Annotated in this window: 10 protein-coding genes and 3 rRNA genes; 2 read left to right on the forward strand and 11 right to left on the reverse strand. The window is 55.2% G+C overall.

Annotated features, from left to right (window positions below; translation table 11 throughout):
* The first annotated feature begins 23 nt into the window (after nt 1-23).
* The gene (locus AK829_RS06315; RefSeq protein WP_232305668.1) at nt 24-677 is read left to right on the forward strand and encodes a DUF3239 domain-containing protein; all 654 of its coding nucleotides are present in this window, start codon (nt 24-26) and stop codon (nt 675-677) included.
* Here AK829_RS06315 and AK829_RS06320 read toward each other — a convergent pair.
* The 11 genes from AK829_RS06320 to AK829_RS12435 all read right to left on the reverse strand — a co-directional run bounded on the left by AK829_RS06320 (nt 670) and on the right by AK829_RS12435 (nt 15,883).
* Entirely contained in the window at nt 670-1,797 is a 1,128-nt protein-coding gene (locus AK829_RS06320; protein WP_052205099.1) for an MFS transporter, read from the reverse strand. The two genes, AK829_RS06315 and AK829_RS06320, sit on opposite strands and share 8 nt — an antisense overlap.
* Nucleotides 1,798-1,811: 14 nt before the next feature.
* Nucleotides 1,812-3,170, reverse strand: a complete 1,359-nt coding sequence (locus tag AK829_RS06325) for a short-chain fatty acid transporter (protein WP_198147750.1) — start codon at nt 3,168-3,170, stop codon at nt 1,812-1,814.
* Between the two features lie 576 nt (nt 3,171-3,746).
* A 5S ribosomal RNA gene (rrf, locus tag AK829_RS06330) occupies nt 3,747-3,864 on the reverse strand.
* 117 nt (nt 3,865-3,981) lie between these two features.
* A 23S ribosomal RNA gene (locus tag AK829_RS06335) occupies nt 3,982-7,066 on the reverse strand.
* A 415-nt stretch (nt 7,067-7,481) separates the two neighbouring features.
* Nucleotides 7,482-8,991: ribosomal RNA gene (locus AK829_RS06340) — 16S ribosomal RNA — on the reverse strand.
* The 16S, 23S and 5S rRNA genes sit together here, the layout of an rRNA operon.
* 573 nt (nt 8,992-9,564) lie before the next feature.
* Nucleotides 9,565-10,320 (reverse strand): iron ABC transporter ATP-binding protein, encoded by a 756-nt coding sequence (locus tag AK829_RS06345; RefSeq protein WP_052205101.1) that lies wholly within the window; start codon nt 10,318-10,320, stop codon nt 9,565-9,567.
* Entirely contained in the window at nt 10,317-11,261 is a 945-nt protein-coding gene (locus AK829_RS06350) for an iron chelate uptake ABC transporter family permease subunit (protein WP_083439906.1), read from the reverse strand. Before AK829_RS06350 ends, AK829_RS06345 begins: the two co-directional genes overlap by 4 nt.
* 70 nt (nt 11,262-11,331) lie before the next feature.
* Nucleotides 11,332-12,270: an ABC transporter permease gene (locus AK829_RS06355; RefSeq protein WP_052205103.1), complete on the reverse strand. Its 939-nt coding sequence runs from the start codon at nt 12,268-12,270 to the stop codon at nt 11,332-11,334.
* A gap of 32 nt (nt 12,271-12,302) precedes the next feature.
* Nucleotides 12,303-13,337 carry a siderophore ABC transporter substrate-binding protein gene (locus tag AK829_RS06360; RefSeq protein ID WP_052205104.1) on the reverse strand — a complete coding sequence of 345 codons (1,035 nt, stop codon included), beginning with the start codon at nt 13,335-13,337 and terminating at the stop codon, nt 12,303-12,305.
* Nucleotides 13,338-13,502: 165 nt separating this feature from the next.
* Complete coding sequence (locus AK829_RS06365) at nt 13,503-14,999, reverse strand: HNH endonuclease signature motif containing protein (RefSeq protein ID WP_052205105.1); 1,497 nt, start codon at nt 14,997-14,999, stop codon at nt 13,503-13,505.
* Nucleotides 15,000-15,196: 197 nt separating this feature from the next.
* Nucleotides 15,197-15,883 carry a hypothetical protein gene (locus AK829_RS12435; RefSeq protein ID WP_157045305.1) on the reverse strand — a complete coding sequence of 229 codons (687 nt, stop codon included), beginning with the start codon at nt 15,881-15,883 and terminating at the stop codon, nt 15,197-15,199.
* 355 nt (nt 15,884-16,238) lie between these two features.
* On the opposite strand from AK829_RS12435, the gene rhuM reads away from it, so the two are divergent.
* On the forward strand, nt 16,239-17,312 hold the full coding sequence (gene rhuM / locus AK829_RS06375) for a RhuM family protein (RefSeq protein ID WP_052206416.1): 1,074 nt from the start codon (nt 16,239-16,241) through the stop codon (nt 17,310-17,312).
* The last annotated feature ends 169 nt before the right edge of the window (nt 17,313-17,481 follow it).

Raw genomic sequence — 17,481 nt, forward strand, 5'->3', positions numbered from 1 at the left:
GCCGCCATCTAGACTTGTACCCCATGAGCGACATGCACGTATTCAAATTCGACGTGGACGAGGCGTACGCCAAGCAGCACAATGAGCTGCTGCGCAACACCAAGTACCTCGTGATCTCCGGCATCTCACTATTTGCCATCAGCGTGGCCGCCGGTGTGGCCATCTGGTTTCTTGTAGACCCCGCCTCCCCCTGGCACCTCCTCGGTTCCCTCGGCCTGGTGCTGTTTGGCGTGATGATGTTGATTGTCGCCCTTGTTATCCCCCGCGGCGTGGTCAGCCCGCAGCAGCTGTATAACGACAATCCGCTGGCACCCGCCATGATCACCGAAAACGTTGGCACCACCATTACCGTCACTGCGCTGGTGAACGCGAATGTGGATCCGGGGCAGAAGGAGAGGTGGGCGTTGGCGTCGCAAATCGTGCGCCCCTTGCCGCAGGAAAGCAACGCGGTTGGGACGAAGGTGCCGGTTGCCGCGGTTGGCGCACAGCGCTCCACGCACGACAAAGAGCACTGGCAGGCGATCACCCCGATGCCGATTGTGTGGGGCACACCGGACGCTTCCGTTGTTGAGACCGCCCAGGCCGCGATCCCGCAGCGTCAATGGGAGATGCTCAACCGCGCCCGCAAGAACGATGAGCTGCTGCAGGCCTCAAAGAAGGGCCTTGCGGTTATCTAGGGCGTTTACTCGCTCCCCACTGCAGGGCGAGCGCCACCATCAACACGAGTGCCGGCACCGTAAAGCCAAGCGTGACGGAACTCAGGTAGATCGGCAGGATCAACAGCGGCGTAAGCGCCAGGCCGAAGAAGCGAGCTGAGAGCACCACTGCGTTAAATCCTGCGCCGCCTGGCGTGCGCAGCACTGAGTAAGACACGGTGGTTTGCAGGCCCTGCGCACTGGTCATGGCAATGCCCCAAAGCACTGCAATACCAACTGCCCACGGCAGGTGCGCCATCGATGCCACCGCGAGCGCCCCCGTCAGCGCACACGCAGTCAGAATCTTCAGCGCACCGTAGCGATCCACCGAGGCACCAATCTTCGGCGCGAAGAAGAACGCCGCCAGCCCACCGACCATGATCACCAGGCCGCGTGTAGATGCCGGCATCCCAAACACCGACTGCAAGTGAATCGTCAGCACCGTTGTCATACCGATGATGCTCACACCCACCGCAAGCACGGTCAGGATGTGAATGATCATGGTCCCCCACGCCACTTTCTCCTTCACGGAGCTCTTCGGGATTCTTTGCGACGCCGGCACCCCCACCACCACCATCAACCCCGCAAGCGCCATCACGGCCACATGCATGAGCTTCCAGTTGACTATCGACGCCGCACCCGCCACCAACGGCCCCGCACAATTGCCAAGGGACTGCATAGCAAAGTAGCGCCCCAACGCCTGGCCCAACTGCCCCGCCGGGACCGTATTGCGCAGAATGATCTGGAGAATCGGCAGCGTAAATGCGTTTGATACCGACATCACCAGCACGCCAGACAGGAACATCGTCCACGTCGGCGCGAGGAAACAGATCAGTGAGCCGATAAACGTCAGCGCGTACGCCCATTTGATCACCGTGTGGGGCGCGGTGTAGCGAACCAGCGCCGATGAGAACAGCATCAACGACGCAAACGGAATCATGTACAGGGTGACCACAAACGATGCCTCCTGCACCGTTTTGCCAAACGTCACCGCCATATCGGGCACCATGGCGATCAGCGTTTGCGATGCCATCGGCCCGATCAGACCGCCCAAATACAGCATCTGCGTTTGCAGGTGCTGTGAACGGGATCCGTTAAACATATGCTCCAGATTTCTTACAAAACAGCCAAAAGAGTGAAGGTAGCCGCAATGATAACGCCGGTAATAAACAGCCACACGAGGCAGTAGCCCATAATGCTTCGCGCGTTAAGCCCTGCCACGCCCAAGAGCGGCAGTGCCCAGAACGGCTGAATCTGGTTAGTCCAGGAGTCACCCCAAGCAAACGCCATGATCGTCTGCGGAATATCTGCGCCGATTGCCTGCGCGGCTTCCAGCATGACCGGGCCTTGAATTGCCCACTGGCCACCACCGGAGGGAATAAAGATGTTCACCAAACCGGCCACCAAGAACGTGATCACTGGGAACGTAGCCGAGTTGGCAATCCCGATAAACGCGTTAGAGAAGACCTCAACCAGACCGGAATTCGACATGATGCCGGCAACGCCCGCGTAAATCGGGAACTGCAAAATAATGCCGCGGGTAGAGGTGATTGCTTCCTGTACCGCAGCGAGGAAGTGATTGACGCTGCGGTGGGCAAAGAGAGCAAGCGTAAGGAACAGGAGGATAACGGTATTCAGGTTGATGTCAAAGCCGTTATCCGCGAAGTGCAAAACTAGGTATGCCAACGGCAGCAGCGCCAGAAGGATTAGCAGCACACGGGAGTTATCCAAGCGCTCAGCGAAAGACATTTCAGACTTGTCTGGCTCGTCTACTTCCAAAGCCTTCTCATCAACGGTTTCCACAAAGCCCACAACCTGGGCCTGCGGAACCTTGATGAAGGCGTAGAACGCAACGATGGCTGCGAAGATCAGCAACGTCACCACAATGTTCCACCACGAGTACAAGGTCTCAGTGACCGGGATAATGCCAAACTCCTCGTACATGAAGTGATCCGGAGTTGCCATGACCACCGGGATTGAGGACGACGGGCCGCGCACAATCTCTGCCGAGTACGCAGCAGCAACAACGAGCGGGAAGTGAAGGCCCTTGACCTTCTTACCCATTTCACGCGCAACCAGCGCGCCAACAACCAGACCAAGGCCCCAGTTCAAGTAGCAGCAGATAAACGAGATCACTGCCGTCAACGCGTAGGCCTGGTTTGGGGTATTCGGGATATCCGTCAGTTTGTCAAGCATCTTCTCCACGACAGGGCTGAGTGCAAGAACAAACCCTGTGAGGAGAACGAGAGCCATTTGCATGCCAAAGACAAACAGCTTGGAGAAGCCCTCGCCCCAATAGTTGACTACATCAACCGGAGTGGAATCGGTGAGCCCAAGAGCCGCCAGCACCACGAGGAAGGTAAGCAAAATAGCGAGGACAAAAGCGTCCGGAAGATAACGCTGAACCACGCGCGAAGTGACATTCGCTAAGGCATTCATGGACCACTCCATCAAATAGGCACGGACCACAGTCATAGGAAACTGTGACGGGTAACGCCATAAATCTAAGTGGTAAGCCCGAATAAACTAAACACAAAAAATGCGCGGGGGTGGAAAGTATCCACTAATGGTAGGCCCATTGCTCGCTTCAGCATGGAAGAGCCAAGCACTACTTACCCAGCCAGCGAACATGCAGGCTAGGCATTGAAAAGTGCGAACTACAAAGTGTTCGCCACACGAACCGACGGGGGTAAAAACGAACAAGGTCTAATAGCAAGAGTATGTGCGCCTACCGGCGCGCAACCGATTCTCTGCTAGTCGATATTGGTTTTTCGGTGTTGTGTCTTTACATTCGACCTGGGGTTTTGTAGGGGTGTTTTCGTCATCGTCTAGCAGGATCCCTGTTGCACCCTGCCGGATGACGGTCTGCTAGCAGATAACGTGAAACCACTCGTGTGTAGAGACATTCCACCTGCAGGTTTGCAGGCGTGGTTTCGTTGTCTGCTAGTGACAGCCGACCAAGAACAGGGACCAAGTGCAGGCGTGACGAAAAGCAGCCCGTCTGCCACGTGTGTGGCAGGCGGGCTGTGTGATCATGTTTTGAAGTTGTTGGGTCGGCGGTAACCTACTCTCCCACACTCTCCCGAGTGCAGTACCATCAGCGCGGGCAGGCTTAGCTTCCGGGTTCGGAATGGGACCGGGCGTTTCCCTGCCGCTATCAACCACCGACACATCTTGGGGGCCATGTAATGGCGTTCCACTACCTGTTATGTACAGGGGGTGGTGTGTCAGATACCGGAAAGTGGACGCGACAGTCACTGTTACATTCAGTGTTTGCTTGTTGTGTTGTTGTTTGTGTTGGTGGATTAGTACCAGTCACCTCATCACATTGCTGTGTTTCCAGTTCTGGCCTATCAACCCCATAGTCTATAGGGCACCTATAATGAAACCTCATCTTAAAACAGGCTTCCCGCTTAGATGCTTTCAGCGGTTATCCCTTCCGTACGTAGCCAACCAGCGATGCTCCTGGCGGAACAACTGGCACACTAGAGGTACGTCCGTCCCGGTCCTCTCGTACTAGGGACAGCCTTCTTCAAGTTTCAACGCGCGCGGCGGATAGAGACCGAACTGTCTCACGACGTTCTGAACCCAGCTCGCGTGCCGCTTTAATGGGCGAACAGCCCAACCCTTGGGACCTACTCCAGCCCCAGGATGCGACGAGCCGACATCGAGGTGCCAAACCATCCCGTCGATATGGACTCTTGGGGAAGATCAGCCTGTTATCCCCGGGGTACCTTTTATCCGTTGAGCGACACCACATCCACAAGTAGGTGCCGGATCACTAGTCCCGACTTTCGTCCCTGCTCGACTTGTAAGTCTCGCAGTCAAGCTCCCTTGTGCACTTACACTCTAAACACCTGATTGCCAACCAGGCTGAGGGAACCTTTGGGCGCCTCCGTTACATTTTGGGAGGCAACCGCCCCAGTTAAACTACCCACCAGGCACTGTCCCCAACCCAGATCATGGGCCAAGGTTCAGGTATCCACTACGGTCAGAGTGGTATTTCAACAACGACTCCACAACCACTGGCGTGGCTGTATCAACGTCTCCCACCTATCCTACACAAACCGCACCGAATACCAATACCAAGCTGTAGTGAAGGTCCCGGGGTCTTTTCGTCCTGCCGCGCGAAACGAGCATCTTTACTCGTACTGCAATTTCACCGGGCCTGTGGTTGAGACAGCAGGGGAGTCGTTACGCCATTCGTGCAGGTCGGAACTTACCCGACAAGGAATTTCGCTACCTTAGGATGGTTATAGTTACCACCGCCGTTTACTGGGGCTTAAATTCTCCGCTTCGACCCAAAAGGGTCTAACAGGTCCTCTTAACCTTCCAGCACCGGGCAGGCGTCAGTCCGTATACATCAACTTAACCGTCTTCGCACGGACCTGTGTTTTTGATAAACAGTCGCTCCCCTCTCTTCTCTGCGACCCACACCAGCACACTAACCGCATGTGTTAGCTACCGGTTTGGGTCCCCCTTCTCCCGAAGTTACGGGGGCATTTTGCCGAGTTCCTTAACCACAGTTCACCCGCTCGCCTTAGTATGCTCTACCTGACTACCTGTGTCGGTTTCGGGTACGGGCCGTCTACACACATCGCTAGAGGCTTTTCTCGGCAGCACAGGATCACCACCATCACCCATATATGGGCTACGCATCACGCCTTGCACATATAACAACCGGATTTGCCATGTTGTCGTGCTGCACGCTTGCACCAGAATCCAATAACTGGCGTGGCTACCACTCTGCGTCACCCCATCACTTACCTACAACAAATCAGGCCCCACGCATCACCACCAACCACACACCACAAGGGTGCGTATATCAGTAGCTTTGGGTGGTTAGTATCATTGCTTCAGCATTGGTCGCGTGTAGGCGGGTACGGGAATATCAACCCGTTGACCATCGACTACGCCTGTCGGCCTCGCCTTAGGACCCGACTCACCCTGGGAAGACGAACTTGACCCAGGAACCCTTCGTCATTCGGCGGATACGATTCTCACGTATCATTCGTTACTCATGCCTGCATTCTCACTCGCGTGCAGTCCACACCCCCTTACGGTAATGCTTCACCCCACACACGACGCTCCCCTACCCATAGTAAAAACTATGCCGCGGCTTCGGCGGTGTACTTGAGCCCCACTGAATTGTCGGCGCGGAACCACTCGACCAGTGAGCTATTACGCACTCTTTCAAGGGTGGCTGCTTCTAAGCCAACCTCCTGGCTGTCTTCGCGATCCTACATCCTTTTCCACTTAGTACACCCTTAGGGGCCTTAACCGGCGATCTGGGCTGTTTCCCTCTCGACTATGAAGCTTATCCCCCACAGTCTCACTGCTATACACCACTTTTAACCGGCATTCGGAGTTTGGCTGACATTGCTAAGATGATAGTCCCGCTCAACCAACCAGTAGCTCTACCTCCAGCAAGCTTGTATAACGCTGCACCTAAATGCATTTCGGGGAGAACCAGCTATCACGGAGTTTGATTGGCCTTTCACCCCTACCCACAGCTCATCCCCTCAGTTTTCAACCTAAGTGGGTTCGCGCCTCCACAACCTCTTACAGCTGCTTCACACTGGCCATGGGTAGATCACCCCGCTTCGGGTCCAGGACATGCCACTAACAACACCCATTTCGGATTCGCTTTCGCTACGACTACCCCACAGACTGGGTTAACCTCGCGACATGCCGCTGACTCGCAGGCTCATTCTTCAAAAGGCACGCCATCACACAAAAGATGTGCTCTGACGGATTGTAAGCGCACGGTTTCAGGAACTCTTTCACTCCCCTCCCGGGGTACTTTTCACCATTCCCTCACGGTACTATCCACTATCGGTCACACTGAGTATTTAGGCTTACCGGGTGGTCCCGGCAGATTCACAGCAGATTTCACGGGCCCGCTGCTACTCGGGGAAAAACACATACACCCAACGCAGCTATGTCTTCGCGTACAGGACTCATCACCTTCTCCGGTGCACCATCCCAGGCGCTTCCGCTGACACAACCACATCAAGCAAGTCACTAGCAGATAACTTACGATGCGCCCCACAACCCCACATGCGCAACCCCTGCCAGGTATCACACACACATGGTTTAGCCTCATCCGCGTTCGCTCGCCACTACTAACGGAATCACAATTGTTTTCTTCTCCTGCGGGTACTGAGATGTTTCACTTCCCCGCGTTCACCCCCATACAGGCTATAGATTCACCTGCAGGTAACACCACATAACTGGTGCCAGGTTTCCCCATTCGGACATCCTCGGATCAACGCTTAGTTGGCAACTCCCCGAGGCTTAACGCAGCCTCACACGTCCTTCATCGGCTCAGCATGCCAAGGCATCCACCGTACGCCCTTGACCACAAACGAAATACACATACTAAAGAACAAACAAAAAACAGAAAAAACAGAAAAACAAACACACACCCAAACACCAACCCACAAAGGCCAGCATCCAGATGCATGATGCTCGCGTCCACTCTCCAGTTCTCACACACCACACCCACACACCAACACACCACCCAAACCAGGTGACACATCAGCATGAGGCAGTTAGGAACACACACATTCGTGTTGCCCCAGACACCCAACAGCATGCCAACACATACAAACGCTTGTAGAAAATGATTACTGTGCGATACCCCGATATTGCGTTCCACACCACCTATGGTGTGGGGTATGCATCCACCCGGATTCTTTTTAAAAAACAACTAGTGGCAGTCACACACTCGGCGACATCAACCACCAACACCCACAACTGTGGGTTAAACATAAAGCTCCTTAGAAAGGAGGTGATCCAGCCGCACCTTCCGGTACGGCTACCTTGTTACGACTTCGTCCCAATCGCCGATCCCACCTTCGACAGCTCCTTTTGACAGGCCACTGGCTTCGGGTGTTACCAACTTTCATGACGTGACGGGCGGTGTGTACAAGGCCCGGGAACGTATTCACCGCAGCGTTGCTGATCTGCGATTACTAGCGACTCCGACTTCATGGGGTCGAGTTGCAGACCCCAATCCGAACTAAGGCCGGCTTTCAGCGATTCGCGTCCCCTCACGAGGTAGCTGCGCGTTGTACCGACCATTGTAGCATGTGTGAAGCCCTGGACATAAGGGGCATGATGATTTGACGTCATCCCCACCTTCCTCCGAGTTAACCCCGGCAGTTTCTCATAAGTCCCCACCATCACGTGCTGGCAACATAAGACAAGGGTTGCGCTCGTTGCGGGACTTAACCCAACATCTCACGACACGAGCTGACGACAACCATGCACCACCTGTACACCAGCCACAAGGGAAACTACATCTCTGCAGCGATCCGGTGTATGTCAAGCCCAGGTAAGGTTCTTCGCGTTGCATCGAATTAATCCACATGCTCCGCCGCTTGTGCGGGCCCCCGTCAATTCCTTTGAGTTTTAGCCTTGCGGCCGTACTCCCCAGGCGGGGCGCTTAATGCGTTAGCTACGGCACGAACCCCGTGGAAGGGACTCACACCTAGCGCCCACCGTTTACGGCATGGACTACCAGGGTATCTAATCCTGTTCGCTCCCCATGCTTTCGCTCCTCAGCGTCAGTTACTGCCCAGAGACCTGCCTTCGCCATCGGTGTTCCTCCTGATATCTGCGCATTTCACCGCTACACCAGGAATTCCAGTCTCCCCTACAGCACTCAAGTTATGCCCGTATCGCCTGCAGTCCCACAGTTAAGCCGTGGACTTCCACAAACGACGCGACAAACCACCTACGAGCTCTTTACGCCCAGTAATTCCGGACAACGCTCGCACCCTACGTATTACCGCGGCTGCTGGCACGTAGTTAGCCGGTGCTTCTTCTCCAAATACCGTCAAATTCGTCTTTGGCGAAAGGAGTTTACAACCCGAAGGCCGTCATCCCCCACGCGGCGTCGCTGCATCAGGCTTCCGCCCATTGTGCAATATTCCCCACTGCTGCCTCCCGTAGGAGTCTGGGCCGTATCTCAGTCCCAATGTGGCCGTACACCCTCTCAGGCCGGCTACCCGTCGACGCCTTGGTAGGCCATTACCCCACCAACAAGCTGATAGGCCGCGAGCTCATCCCACACCGAAAAAACTTTCCACCACAACAACTACGAAGTGGTCCTATCCGGTATTAGACCCAGTTTCCCAGGCTTATCCCGAAGTGCAGGGCAGATCACCCACGTGTTACTCACCCGTTCGCCACTCGAGTACCCAAGCAAGCTTGGGCCTTTCCGTTCGACTTGCATGTGTTAAGCACGCCGCCAGCGTTCATCCTGAGCCAGGATCAAACTCTCCACAAAAAATGTTTCAGCAGAAACAGGCCGTGAAAAGCCCAATACCTAACCAAAAACAAACCAACCAACACAACAACACGAAAAACGCATGCATCATGTCAGCCTGGCTTAAAAAAATCCTTGAATTACTTTACGTTCCTTGGCCATCCGACGAGGAAAAACACCAAGAAACAACATTTTCAGCAAAACATCACCATGTGACGCACCGAAACAGACAATGCCACCATCCAAGATTCATGACACCACCAACCGGCACACACCACAACACGTGGCACACACAACAACATTCCACAAACAAAATGCATTGGCACACTATCGAGTTCTCAAACAACACACGCACACCCCACCAGAACCGTTCTGGGCTCTAAGCGAAAGTAGCTTGTACGACACTACAGTTTCGATCTATCTGTTGTCAACCCGGCGTTTAAACCTTGGTTTCTTACAGTTCATCAGACCGTAACCTTTATGCGATTAGATTGTTCCTTCTCCCCGGCTGAACCGGCTCGAAGCAACGGATGAAGATATAACCATGAATGGAAAGACCTGGCAAATCGCCAGGTCAAAGGGCATAATCCTGGATCAGTGGTACGTCGCTAAGGGACCATTAGGACCCTGGATGACCTGGACCGGCGTGTTGAAGATCTGGGTGAGCAAGTCATCCCTCATGATCTGTTCCGGCGTACCAAAGGCGACGACCTGGCCGTTTTTCGCAGCACAGATGTAGTCCGCGTACCGGGCCGCGAAGTTGATGTCATGCAAAACAATGACCACGGTGCGGCCAAGTTCGCGCGCGGCTGCTTTCAGGTGCTGCATCATGTCCACGCTGTGGGCGATGTCGAGGTTATTCAGGGGCTCATCAAGCAGGACGTACTCAGTTTCCTGGCAGAGCACCATCGCCACATATGCGCGCTGACGCTGTCCACCGGAGAGCTGGTCCAAGAACCTGTTCTCCAGTTCACGCAGGTCTAAAAAGTCGATGTACTTAGAAACAATCTGCTCGTCCTCAGCTGTCAGGCGACCACCGGAGTACGGGAAGCGTCCGAAACCGACAAGCTGGCGCACTGTAAGGCGCGTAACAAAGTGGTTTTCCTGACGCAGGATGGACACCACTTTCGCCAGGTCTTTGGACTTAGTGCTGGCCACATCCATCTGGCCGACTGCGATAGCGCCCTCGTCGATATCCAGCAGCCGGCCGATCATGGTCAGCAGCGTGGACTTGCCTGCCCCATTGGGCCCCACGAGCGCAGTAATGCCCCCGGCAGGAATGTCCAGGTCAACAGGCCCGATAGTGGTTTCTTCGGAATAGTCCTTACGAACGCGTGAAAGCGTAATCACAGCCTCCCCTTTCTCAAGATCACGACGAGGAACGTCAAGCCACCAACAAGCTCGATGATGATGGACACCACACCCTGCGCGTAAAACACATGGTTCATCAGGAAATACGCGCTGGTCAAAATACAGAAGCCCATCAGTGCCGCCATCGGCAGCAGGTATCGGTGGTCATAGGTGTCAGCGAACTGATACGTCAGCGTCGCTACCAGAAAGCCAAGGAATGTCATCGGCCCAACCAAAGCGGTGGACACTGCCATCAGCACTGCGACCAGCACCAAGATGTAGATCGCGTTACCGCGGAAGCCCACGCCCAGGTTCATGGCAGCGTTTCGCCCCAAGCCCAGCACGTTCAAGTACCGCGCACGCAGCAGGATAAGCACAACTGCCACCGCTACCAGCGGGATCGCAACTGGGTAGTACTCGGGGTCAGCGTTGTTGACCGAGCCGAAGAGTCGCGCCGTGAGCACATCAAAGTCACTCGGCGTCAGCATGCGCTGCATGAACGTGGACACGCTGGCCAGGCCACCACCAAGCACGATGCCAACCAGCAGCATCGCGTGCAGGTTCGCCTCGCTGTTGCTCAGCAACCAGGAGTACAGCACCAGTGACAGGCCAATCATCAACGCAACCTGCAGCACGAACATACTGGTCGTCCGCCCTTGCAGCAGGCCACTTACACCAAAGAAATAGATGGTAGCGGTATGGATAGCCACGTACAGGGACTCAAAGCCCATGATTGAAGGCGTGAGGATGCGGTTATTGGTGATGGTTTGGAACGCAACCGTCGCAAAGCCTTGGCACACTGCAACAATCGCCATCGCGGTCACGGCTGTAAGCCGGCGCTGCGCAATCAGCCAGTAGCCGCGGGAGCCGAACTCCATCGGGTTGTTGTACGCCAACAGGCCAGCACCGCATGTCAAAGCCACCACCAGCAGCACTCCCATGACCACCCAGTAGCGCTTTTTGCTTGTCGACGTTGCGAAGCTGCCCACCGAACGATTAGCCACGACACGATTAGCCACGCCGCACCTGCTTCACAATCAAAGCGATAAACACCACAGCACCAACCACACCCAAGATGACCGACACCGGCATTTCAAACGGTGCGATGACGGTACGGCCAAGAATGTCGCACACGGTCACAATCGTGATGCCAAGCAGGCAGACCCACGGGAGGTTGGAACGCAGGTCGTCGCCACGCATCATGCTCACGATGTTCGGGACGATCAAACCAAGGAACGGCAGATTGCCCACCGTGACTGTGACCACACCGGCGGCGATGGCAACCAGCGAGGTCCCCACCAGCACAACCCGGTTGTAATTCAGTCCAATATTGGTGGCGATATCCTCCCCCAGCCCCGCCGCAGTAAGCCTGTCCGCGTAGAAGAACACGGCGATCACGACCGCAAGCACGATCCACAAGACCTCGTACTGACCAACGATGACGCTGGTAAAGGACCCGGCAAACCACACCCCCAGGGACTGCAGCAGGTCTGTTTTCAGCGCGAAGAACGTGGACACAGAGCTCACAACTGCACCGAGCATGATGCCCACAATCGGCACAATCAGGCTTGAACGTAGCGTCACTTTGCGCAGGAAAGCGAAAAACACCATGGTGCCCACAAACGCGAATACCACAGCCATGACCATGCGCGTCATGATGGTGCCGTTTGGAAACAGCACATATGACGTCAACAGACCAAGTCCAGCCCACTCCGTCGTACCTGTTGTGGTCGGTTCCACAAAACGGTTCTGCGTCAACATCTGCATAATCAGTCCGCACATTGCCATCGCCGCGCCAGCCAGCACGAGCGCGATAGTGCGTGGAACTCGGGTGATTTGGAACATCTCCCACCCGTCAGCAGATCCCAGAATGTCGTATTGCCCCACCGCCATTGACGCTATAAGGAGCGCCACGACGGCGAGGCAAGCCAACCCTAGCTTCTTAGTCACGTTGTACGACGTTACTCGATGTTAGGTAAGGATTACTTATTGGCTTCAAAAAGCTCTGCGAGCTGGTTGAGGATCTCGGTGTACGTCAGGATCGACTCGTTGGTGTAGGTGTCATTCGGAGCGACGTAGACGTGATCCTCCTTGATCGCGGTGACGTTCTGCAGGGCAGCGGAATCAGTCAGCACGCTCAGTGCGGCCGGGGAGTCCGTCTTGATCGCTGCGTCGCGGTCAAGCGCCAGGATCCAGTCCGGGTTAGAGTCAGCGATCGCCTCAACAGAGATGTCGTCGCCCTGGTGATCGTTCGTACCTCCAGCAATCTCCAGTGCCGGGGTGAAACCGATCAGGTCAAACAGCGGCCCCCAGACGCGGCCAACACCCGGTGCAACGTAACCAATCTCACCACCCGAGACGTTCACACCCATGACGGTCTGCTCCGGGTTGTACGCCTCACGCACGCGAACGATTGCCTTAGTGAAGTCCTCAACAACCTTCTCAGCCTCGGCCTGCTTGCCAAAGACCTCGCCAAGCTCCAGGGTCTGGCGGATCAGCTCACGGTCGAACGGCTCGCCTTCACGAGGTTCGAACTCCAGCAGGACTGCGTCCGGAACGAGCGTTTCAATCTCCTGGTCGTATTTCCTGAAGCGCTGGCCAGAGACGACGACATCCGGGTCAGCAGCAACAATTGCCTCGAGGTTCGGCTCACGGTGGTTGCCGATATCCACGATGCTCTCATCATCCTTCAGGCCCGGGATGGTCTTCGGCACCAGCGCACGCGCGGCAGCAACCGGCTTGACACCCCAGGCGTCCAGCAGCTCGAAGGAGCGGTTATCCAAAGCGACGACGCGCTTCGGCGGAACCGGCACCGTCTTCTCGCCGTAGTTGTCAGTGACCGTTACGGTGCCGTCTGCAGACTCAGAAGCCTCAGCTGCAGAGGTGGTTGCTTCGGAAGCCTCAGCAGCGGTGCTGGAGGTAGCCTCGGAGGCAGACTCCGTGGAGGAGCAAGCGCCAAGCGCGAGGGCACTTGCGGTGACTACTGCGACGAGCGCGGTACGGGAAAAACGGATCATGTTCGTCCTTCTCTTAAGTGTGGAGGTTAGGATTACCTCGCCTACCTTAGGGCATACACACCTACATTCCAAGCATTACCCCCGCGCTTTCGTGAACATAAAGGTCACAGCGTGAAACTTACAACCTAACCATCAACGCTTTGAGGCAAAACGACCCATCTTGGACTAGCGGTTGTAAATTAACTGCTGTATTTCTTCTGGCCATTCGTCTTCCGGTGCGTATTCTTCGTCCCAACCATCCTCAGGTTCTCGGACAGGCGGTGTCGGCCCGAAAAAGTCTGATATTTTCGGTTCCCTCACCGGCTCCGGCAGCACCGCCTTGATCGGGAATATAAGGCCGTATTCTTCCTCCAACGCTGCGATCTGAGCATTGGCCTGTTCAAGATCGTGGTGGTTATCAAAATCGTCCAGTATTTTGTGACCCTTGGCGTAAAACTGCGCGACTCGACTACGACGCTGGCATACCTGTTCAAGGTTGCTCTTCCACCGTGGGGCCGCGGCGTTTGTGTTGTGCTCGATCAAGCTGTCTGGACTGCAGGTTTCATAGGTGCCATTGGAAAACAGCCACAAGATTTCACCCGTATCCGGATCCGGAACATAGAAACCACGCTTATCGGTCTTCAAGTTGTGATGCTTTTGACACAACGGATACAAGTTACTCGGTGTGGTTTTACCACCCTGGCCAAACGGAATCCGGTGATCCAACTGGCATAGCTGGGACGGGACGTTGCACCCCGGAAACACACAATGCGTATGACGAGCACACACCACGCGACGCATTGCTTCAGTTGGGGTGTAACTGTCGGTGAGCGCTTGGAGTTCTGCCTTCATATCTACTTCTGTGACCTTTGCTGTTGCCAGCAGGTCATCAAGTGCTGCGGTGGCTTCCGGAGTCAGTGCCCCAACCCCTGGCACATAGGCTGGACCACCAGCCTTACGGCCCTTCGGCACAAACACATGCAGCGTGGCTTTTGTTGGGGTGATCTCACCCGAAAGCAGTTTCACCATCGCATCAGCCATCGATGTTTTATGCTCCCGTGCGGTAGCCAACACATGCTCTCGCACCACACGCGCAGTCAACGGGTTCGTCGACAATGTGACCAACGTTTTCACAGTCCCGGTGTATGCAGATTCCTCAAACGTCAACACGTCATCACCAGCATGTGCTTGAGCCACACGTTGCTGACGTCGCTTCGGCTGATAGGCACACGTTGGGTCAATCCGTTTAATCATCTCCCGGATACGACGAGTAATCATCGTGGTTTTTGGTGCGTTTTGCCCAGGCCGCTTCGGAGTAAACGTAGCTGTAAGCATTGCGTCGAACTCGGCATAGGCCTCATCAGTAATCTCTGGACCGAGTTCAGCCAGCGCGACATCAATCGAGCGAAGGTGCTGCAGATCCATCACACGCGTTTCAGCCTGCAAGGCACGAAGCTGCGGTAAGTGCTGCAGGCGTGCATGCGAGAAGATGGCTTGCTCAACCACGCTTTTAGCCCACCCAGTTGCTTCCCCGATGGCCACTACTTCCACTTCGAAGTCATCAATACTTGCCCCAGGGATGGCGAAGCGGCCGAATTCATCCCAGTACACGTCGCGGATACGTTGACCGCGGATGCCGCGTGGATCATCTGGCCGCTGTGTGCGGAAGTATGGTTCGCCCACGGTGTACCCCCATTGCTGCTTTGCCCTTTATTTTGTTGCCCTAATTATACCCGACAAATCATTCGACACGCAAGGCCTAACCCAGGATTTATTGCATTAATTTTCGTTTATGCATTCGGCAGACACACTAGCGGTTGCATTCAGTATACTCACCGATCACACACGCCCCTGACCAGCAAAAACAGGGAAACTAGAAGCTAGAAAAACACCGTGTTTTCTCGCTCCATCCACGCTCCCCTGCCACTTTCGGAATCCCAGCAGGTCACGCCCGTTTCCTCCACCGCACAGACGAAGGGTCCGTGGTAGACCACCTCGCCGTATTGCACTACCTCGGCAGAAGGTGAGCCCTCAGGCCACACCAAATCCGAGTACAGCGGGGGCTCATTCTGCTCACGGACGTATCCGTGCAATACCTCGACCATCCAGCGAGGCATCCCCAGTTCACCGATGCCGTACTGTTCCGTTTCCATGTAGGACTCGACACCGCAGTCGAACATCGGGGGATTTTCAAGATTCATCATGCAGCCGATGTTTCCGGAAGGCGCAGTAAACACTGCGTACTCAACATCCATGCCTTCATAGCTCTTCACCGTTGCTATCGGGCGAGCATTCGACGGAATCGGGCCACCTGCACCTGGATACGCTAGCGGGGCGCCAGGCACGCCGTGCTCGGGCTCAGCAGGATCAGAAGCAGGCACAGAACTAGGTGCGGAAGTAGGTTCAGAATCAGGTTGGGGAGCTGACTCCGAAGCAGGAGGCTGCGAAACCGTTTCACCAACAGTTTCCGTCACTGTCTCCGTCACGGTCTCGGGCGCGCCACCACATCCCGCGAGCAAGCCCGCGGCACATACGGCAACCAGTCGTGCATTGAACGTGCGATTCATGCCCCAAAATTTTAAAATCGGCACCTGTAATGTGCGTCCGAAGAAACGTAAAACCCGCTGACATCGCTTTGACCAGCGAGTTTTGCCTTCCACACCACCGTCCGGCGGGGGCTCCTTTTGCTTATCGACGCCACCGTCGCCCCAACCCCGACACCAACAGACCCCTAGAAAACGTGTTGGCTTTGGTGTCGCCCTCAATCAAACCCATGATCACCTGGTTGGTATCAGCCAATGCGCTTGAATATCGGGGAAACGAAAGCAAACGAGAGGCCTTAGCTACTTCAACCTGTCCGACACGGCAGCTGACTAAAGTGACCATCAACTAGCAACAATGAACACGAGGACTAACACCGTTATGAAAAACTCCAGATCACCCCTCACAACGCACACCGATTCCACAGGCGAGTTCGTCATCTACAACACGGAGGACGGTCGGACCGAAGTTCACTTACGTCTTATCGATGGCTCAGTTTGGATGACCCAGGCCGAAATGTCCGAGCTTTTCGATGTCACACGTGCCAATATCAGCTCGCACCTTACAAACATCTATGCGGATAGCGAACTGAGCAGGGATCGAACTATTAAGAAATTCTTGACAGTTCGAACTGAAGGAGATCGAAACGTCACTCGCTCCACTGAACACTACAACCTCGATGCCATCATGGCCGTGGGCTTTCGCGTACGTGGGCCCCGCGGAACGCAGTTCCGCTCTTGGGCAACCACTGTCCTCAAGGAGTACCTCATCAAAGGCTTCACCCTTAACGACGAGAAGCTGAAAGACCCTCTCGGTGTGGACTACTTTGATGAGCTCCTCGCGCGCATCCGAGATATCCGCTCCAGCGAAGCGCGACTCTACCTCGAGCTGCGCAACATCATTGCCCTTGCGGACGATTATGATGCCAACAGTCAACGCACCCACTACCTTTTCGCGAAGATCCAGGACAAGCTCCACTACGCCATCACCGGCAATACTGCCGCCGAGATCATCGCCACCCGCTGCGACCCATCTGCTGACAATCTCGGCCTGACCAACTGGAAAGGCGGGGTCGTACGCAAAGGTGACGTCACGACAGCGAAAAACTACCTCACTGATGATGAACTGCGGCGGCTTAATTTCCTCGTATCCGGATTCCTCAACTACGCCCAGGACCAGGCCGAACGTCGTAAAGTTATCCACATGTCTGACTGGCTGGACAAGGCAGACCAGTTCATCGAGTTCAATGACTACGAACCACTGAACGATCACGGCCGCATTACACGCAAAGACGCAAATAAGCTCGCTGAGGACCGCTATAGCCTTTACGACACGGGACGTAAAGGGATTGAGCATCGCGAAGCCGAAAACGATCTCATCGAGGCGCTTAAAGAAGCAGATCGAAAACTGATCTCCCAAAGGAAACGTCTCCACCCACGGAGAAAACCAGACTGAGAAGCACCGATGTGGTCCGACAAATAAGAAGAAACCCCCAGGCCCGTGAGGGTCTGGGGGTTTGTGTTCAGTGGAGCCGCCGGGAATTGAACGCAGACTGGTGTCTACGTGCTGGTTTATGGGCATATTTTCAGCCCGTGGTCTTATTGTGGTCTTTAGACACAGTTGC

The sequence above is a fragment of the Corynebacterium riegelii genome (assembly GCF_001263755.1).
Taxonomy (GTDB): Bacteria; Actinomycetota; Actinomycetes; order Mycobacteriales; family Mycobacteriaceae; genus Corynebacterium; species Corynebacterium riegelii.

Coding starts and splice junctions, on each gene's coding strand:
- AK829_RS06315 (WP_232305668.1), top strand. CDS start 24: ATGAGCGACATGCACGTATTCAAATTCGACGTGGACGAGGCGTACGCC.
- AK829_RS06320 (WP_052205099.1), bottom strand. CDS start 1,797: ATGTTTAACGGATCCCGTTCACAGCACCTGCAAACGCAGATGCTGTAT.
- AK829_RS06325 (WP_198147750.1), bottom strand. CDS start 3,170: ATGACTGTGGTCCGTGCCTATTTGATGGAGTGGTCCATGAATGCCTTA.
- AK829_RS06350 (WP_083439906.1), bottom strand. CDS start 11,261: ATGGGAGTGCTGCTGGTGGTGGCTTTGACATGCGGTGCTGGCCTGTTG.
- AK829_RS06360 (WP_052205104.1), bottom strand. CDS start 13,337: ATGATCCGTTTTTCCCGTACCGCGCTCGTCGCAGTAGTCACCGCAAGT.
- AK829_RS12435 (WP_157045305.1), bottom strand. CDS start 15,883: ATGAATCGCACGTTCAATGCACGACTGGTTGCCGTATGTGCCGCGGGC.
- rhuM (WP_052206416.1), top strand. CDS start 16,239: ATGAAAAACTCCAGATCACCCCTCACAACGCACACCGATTCCACAGGC.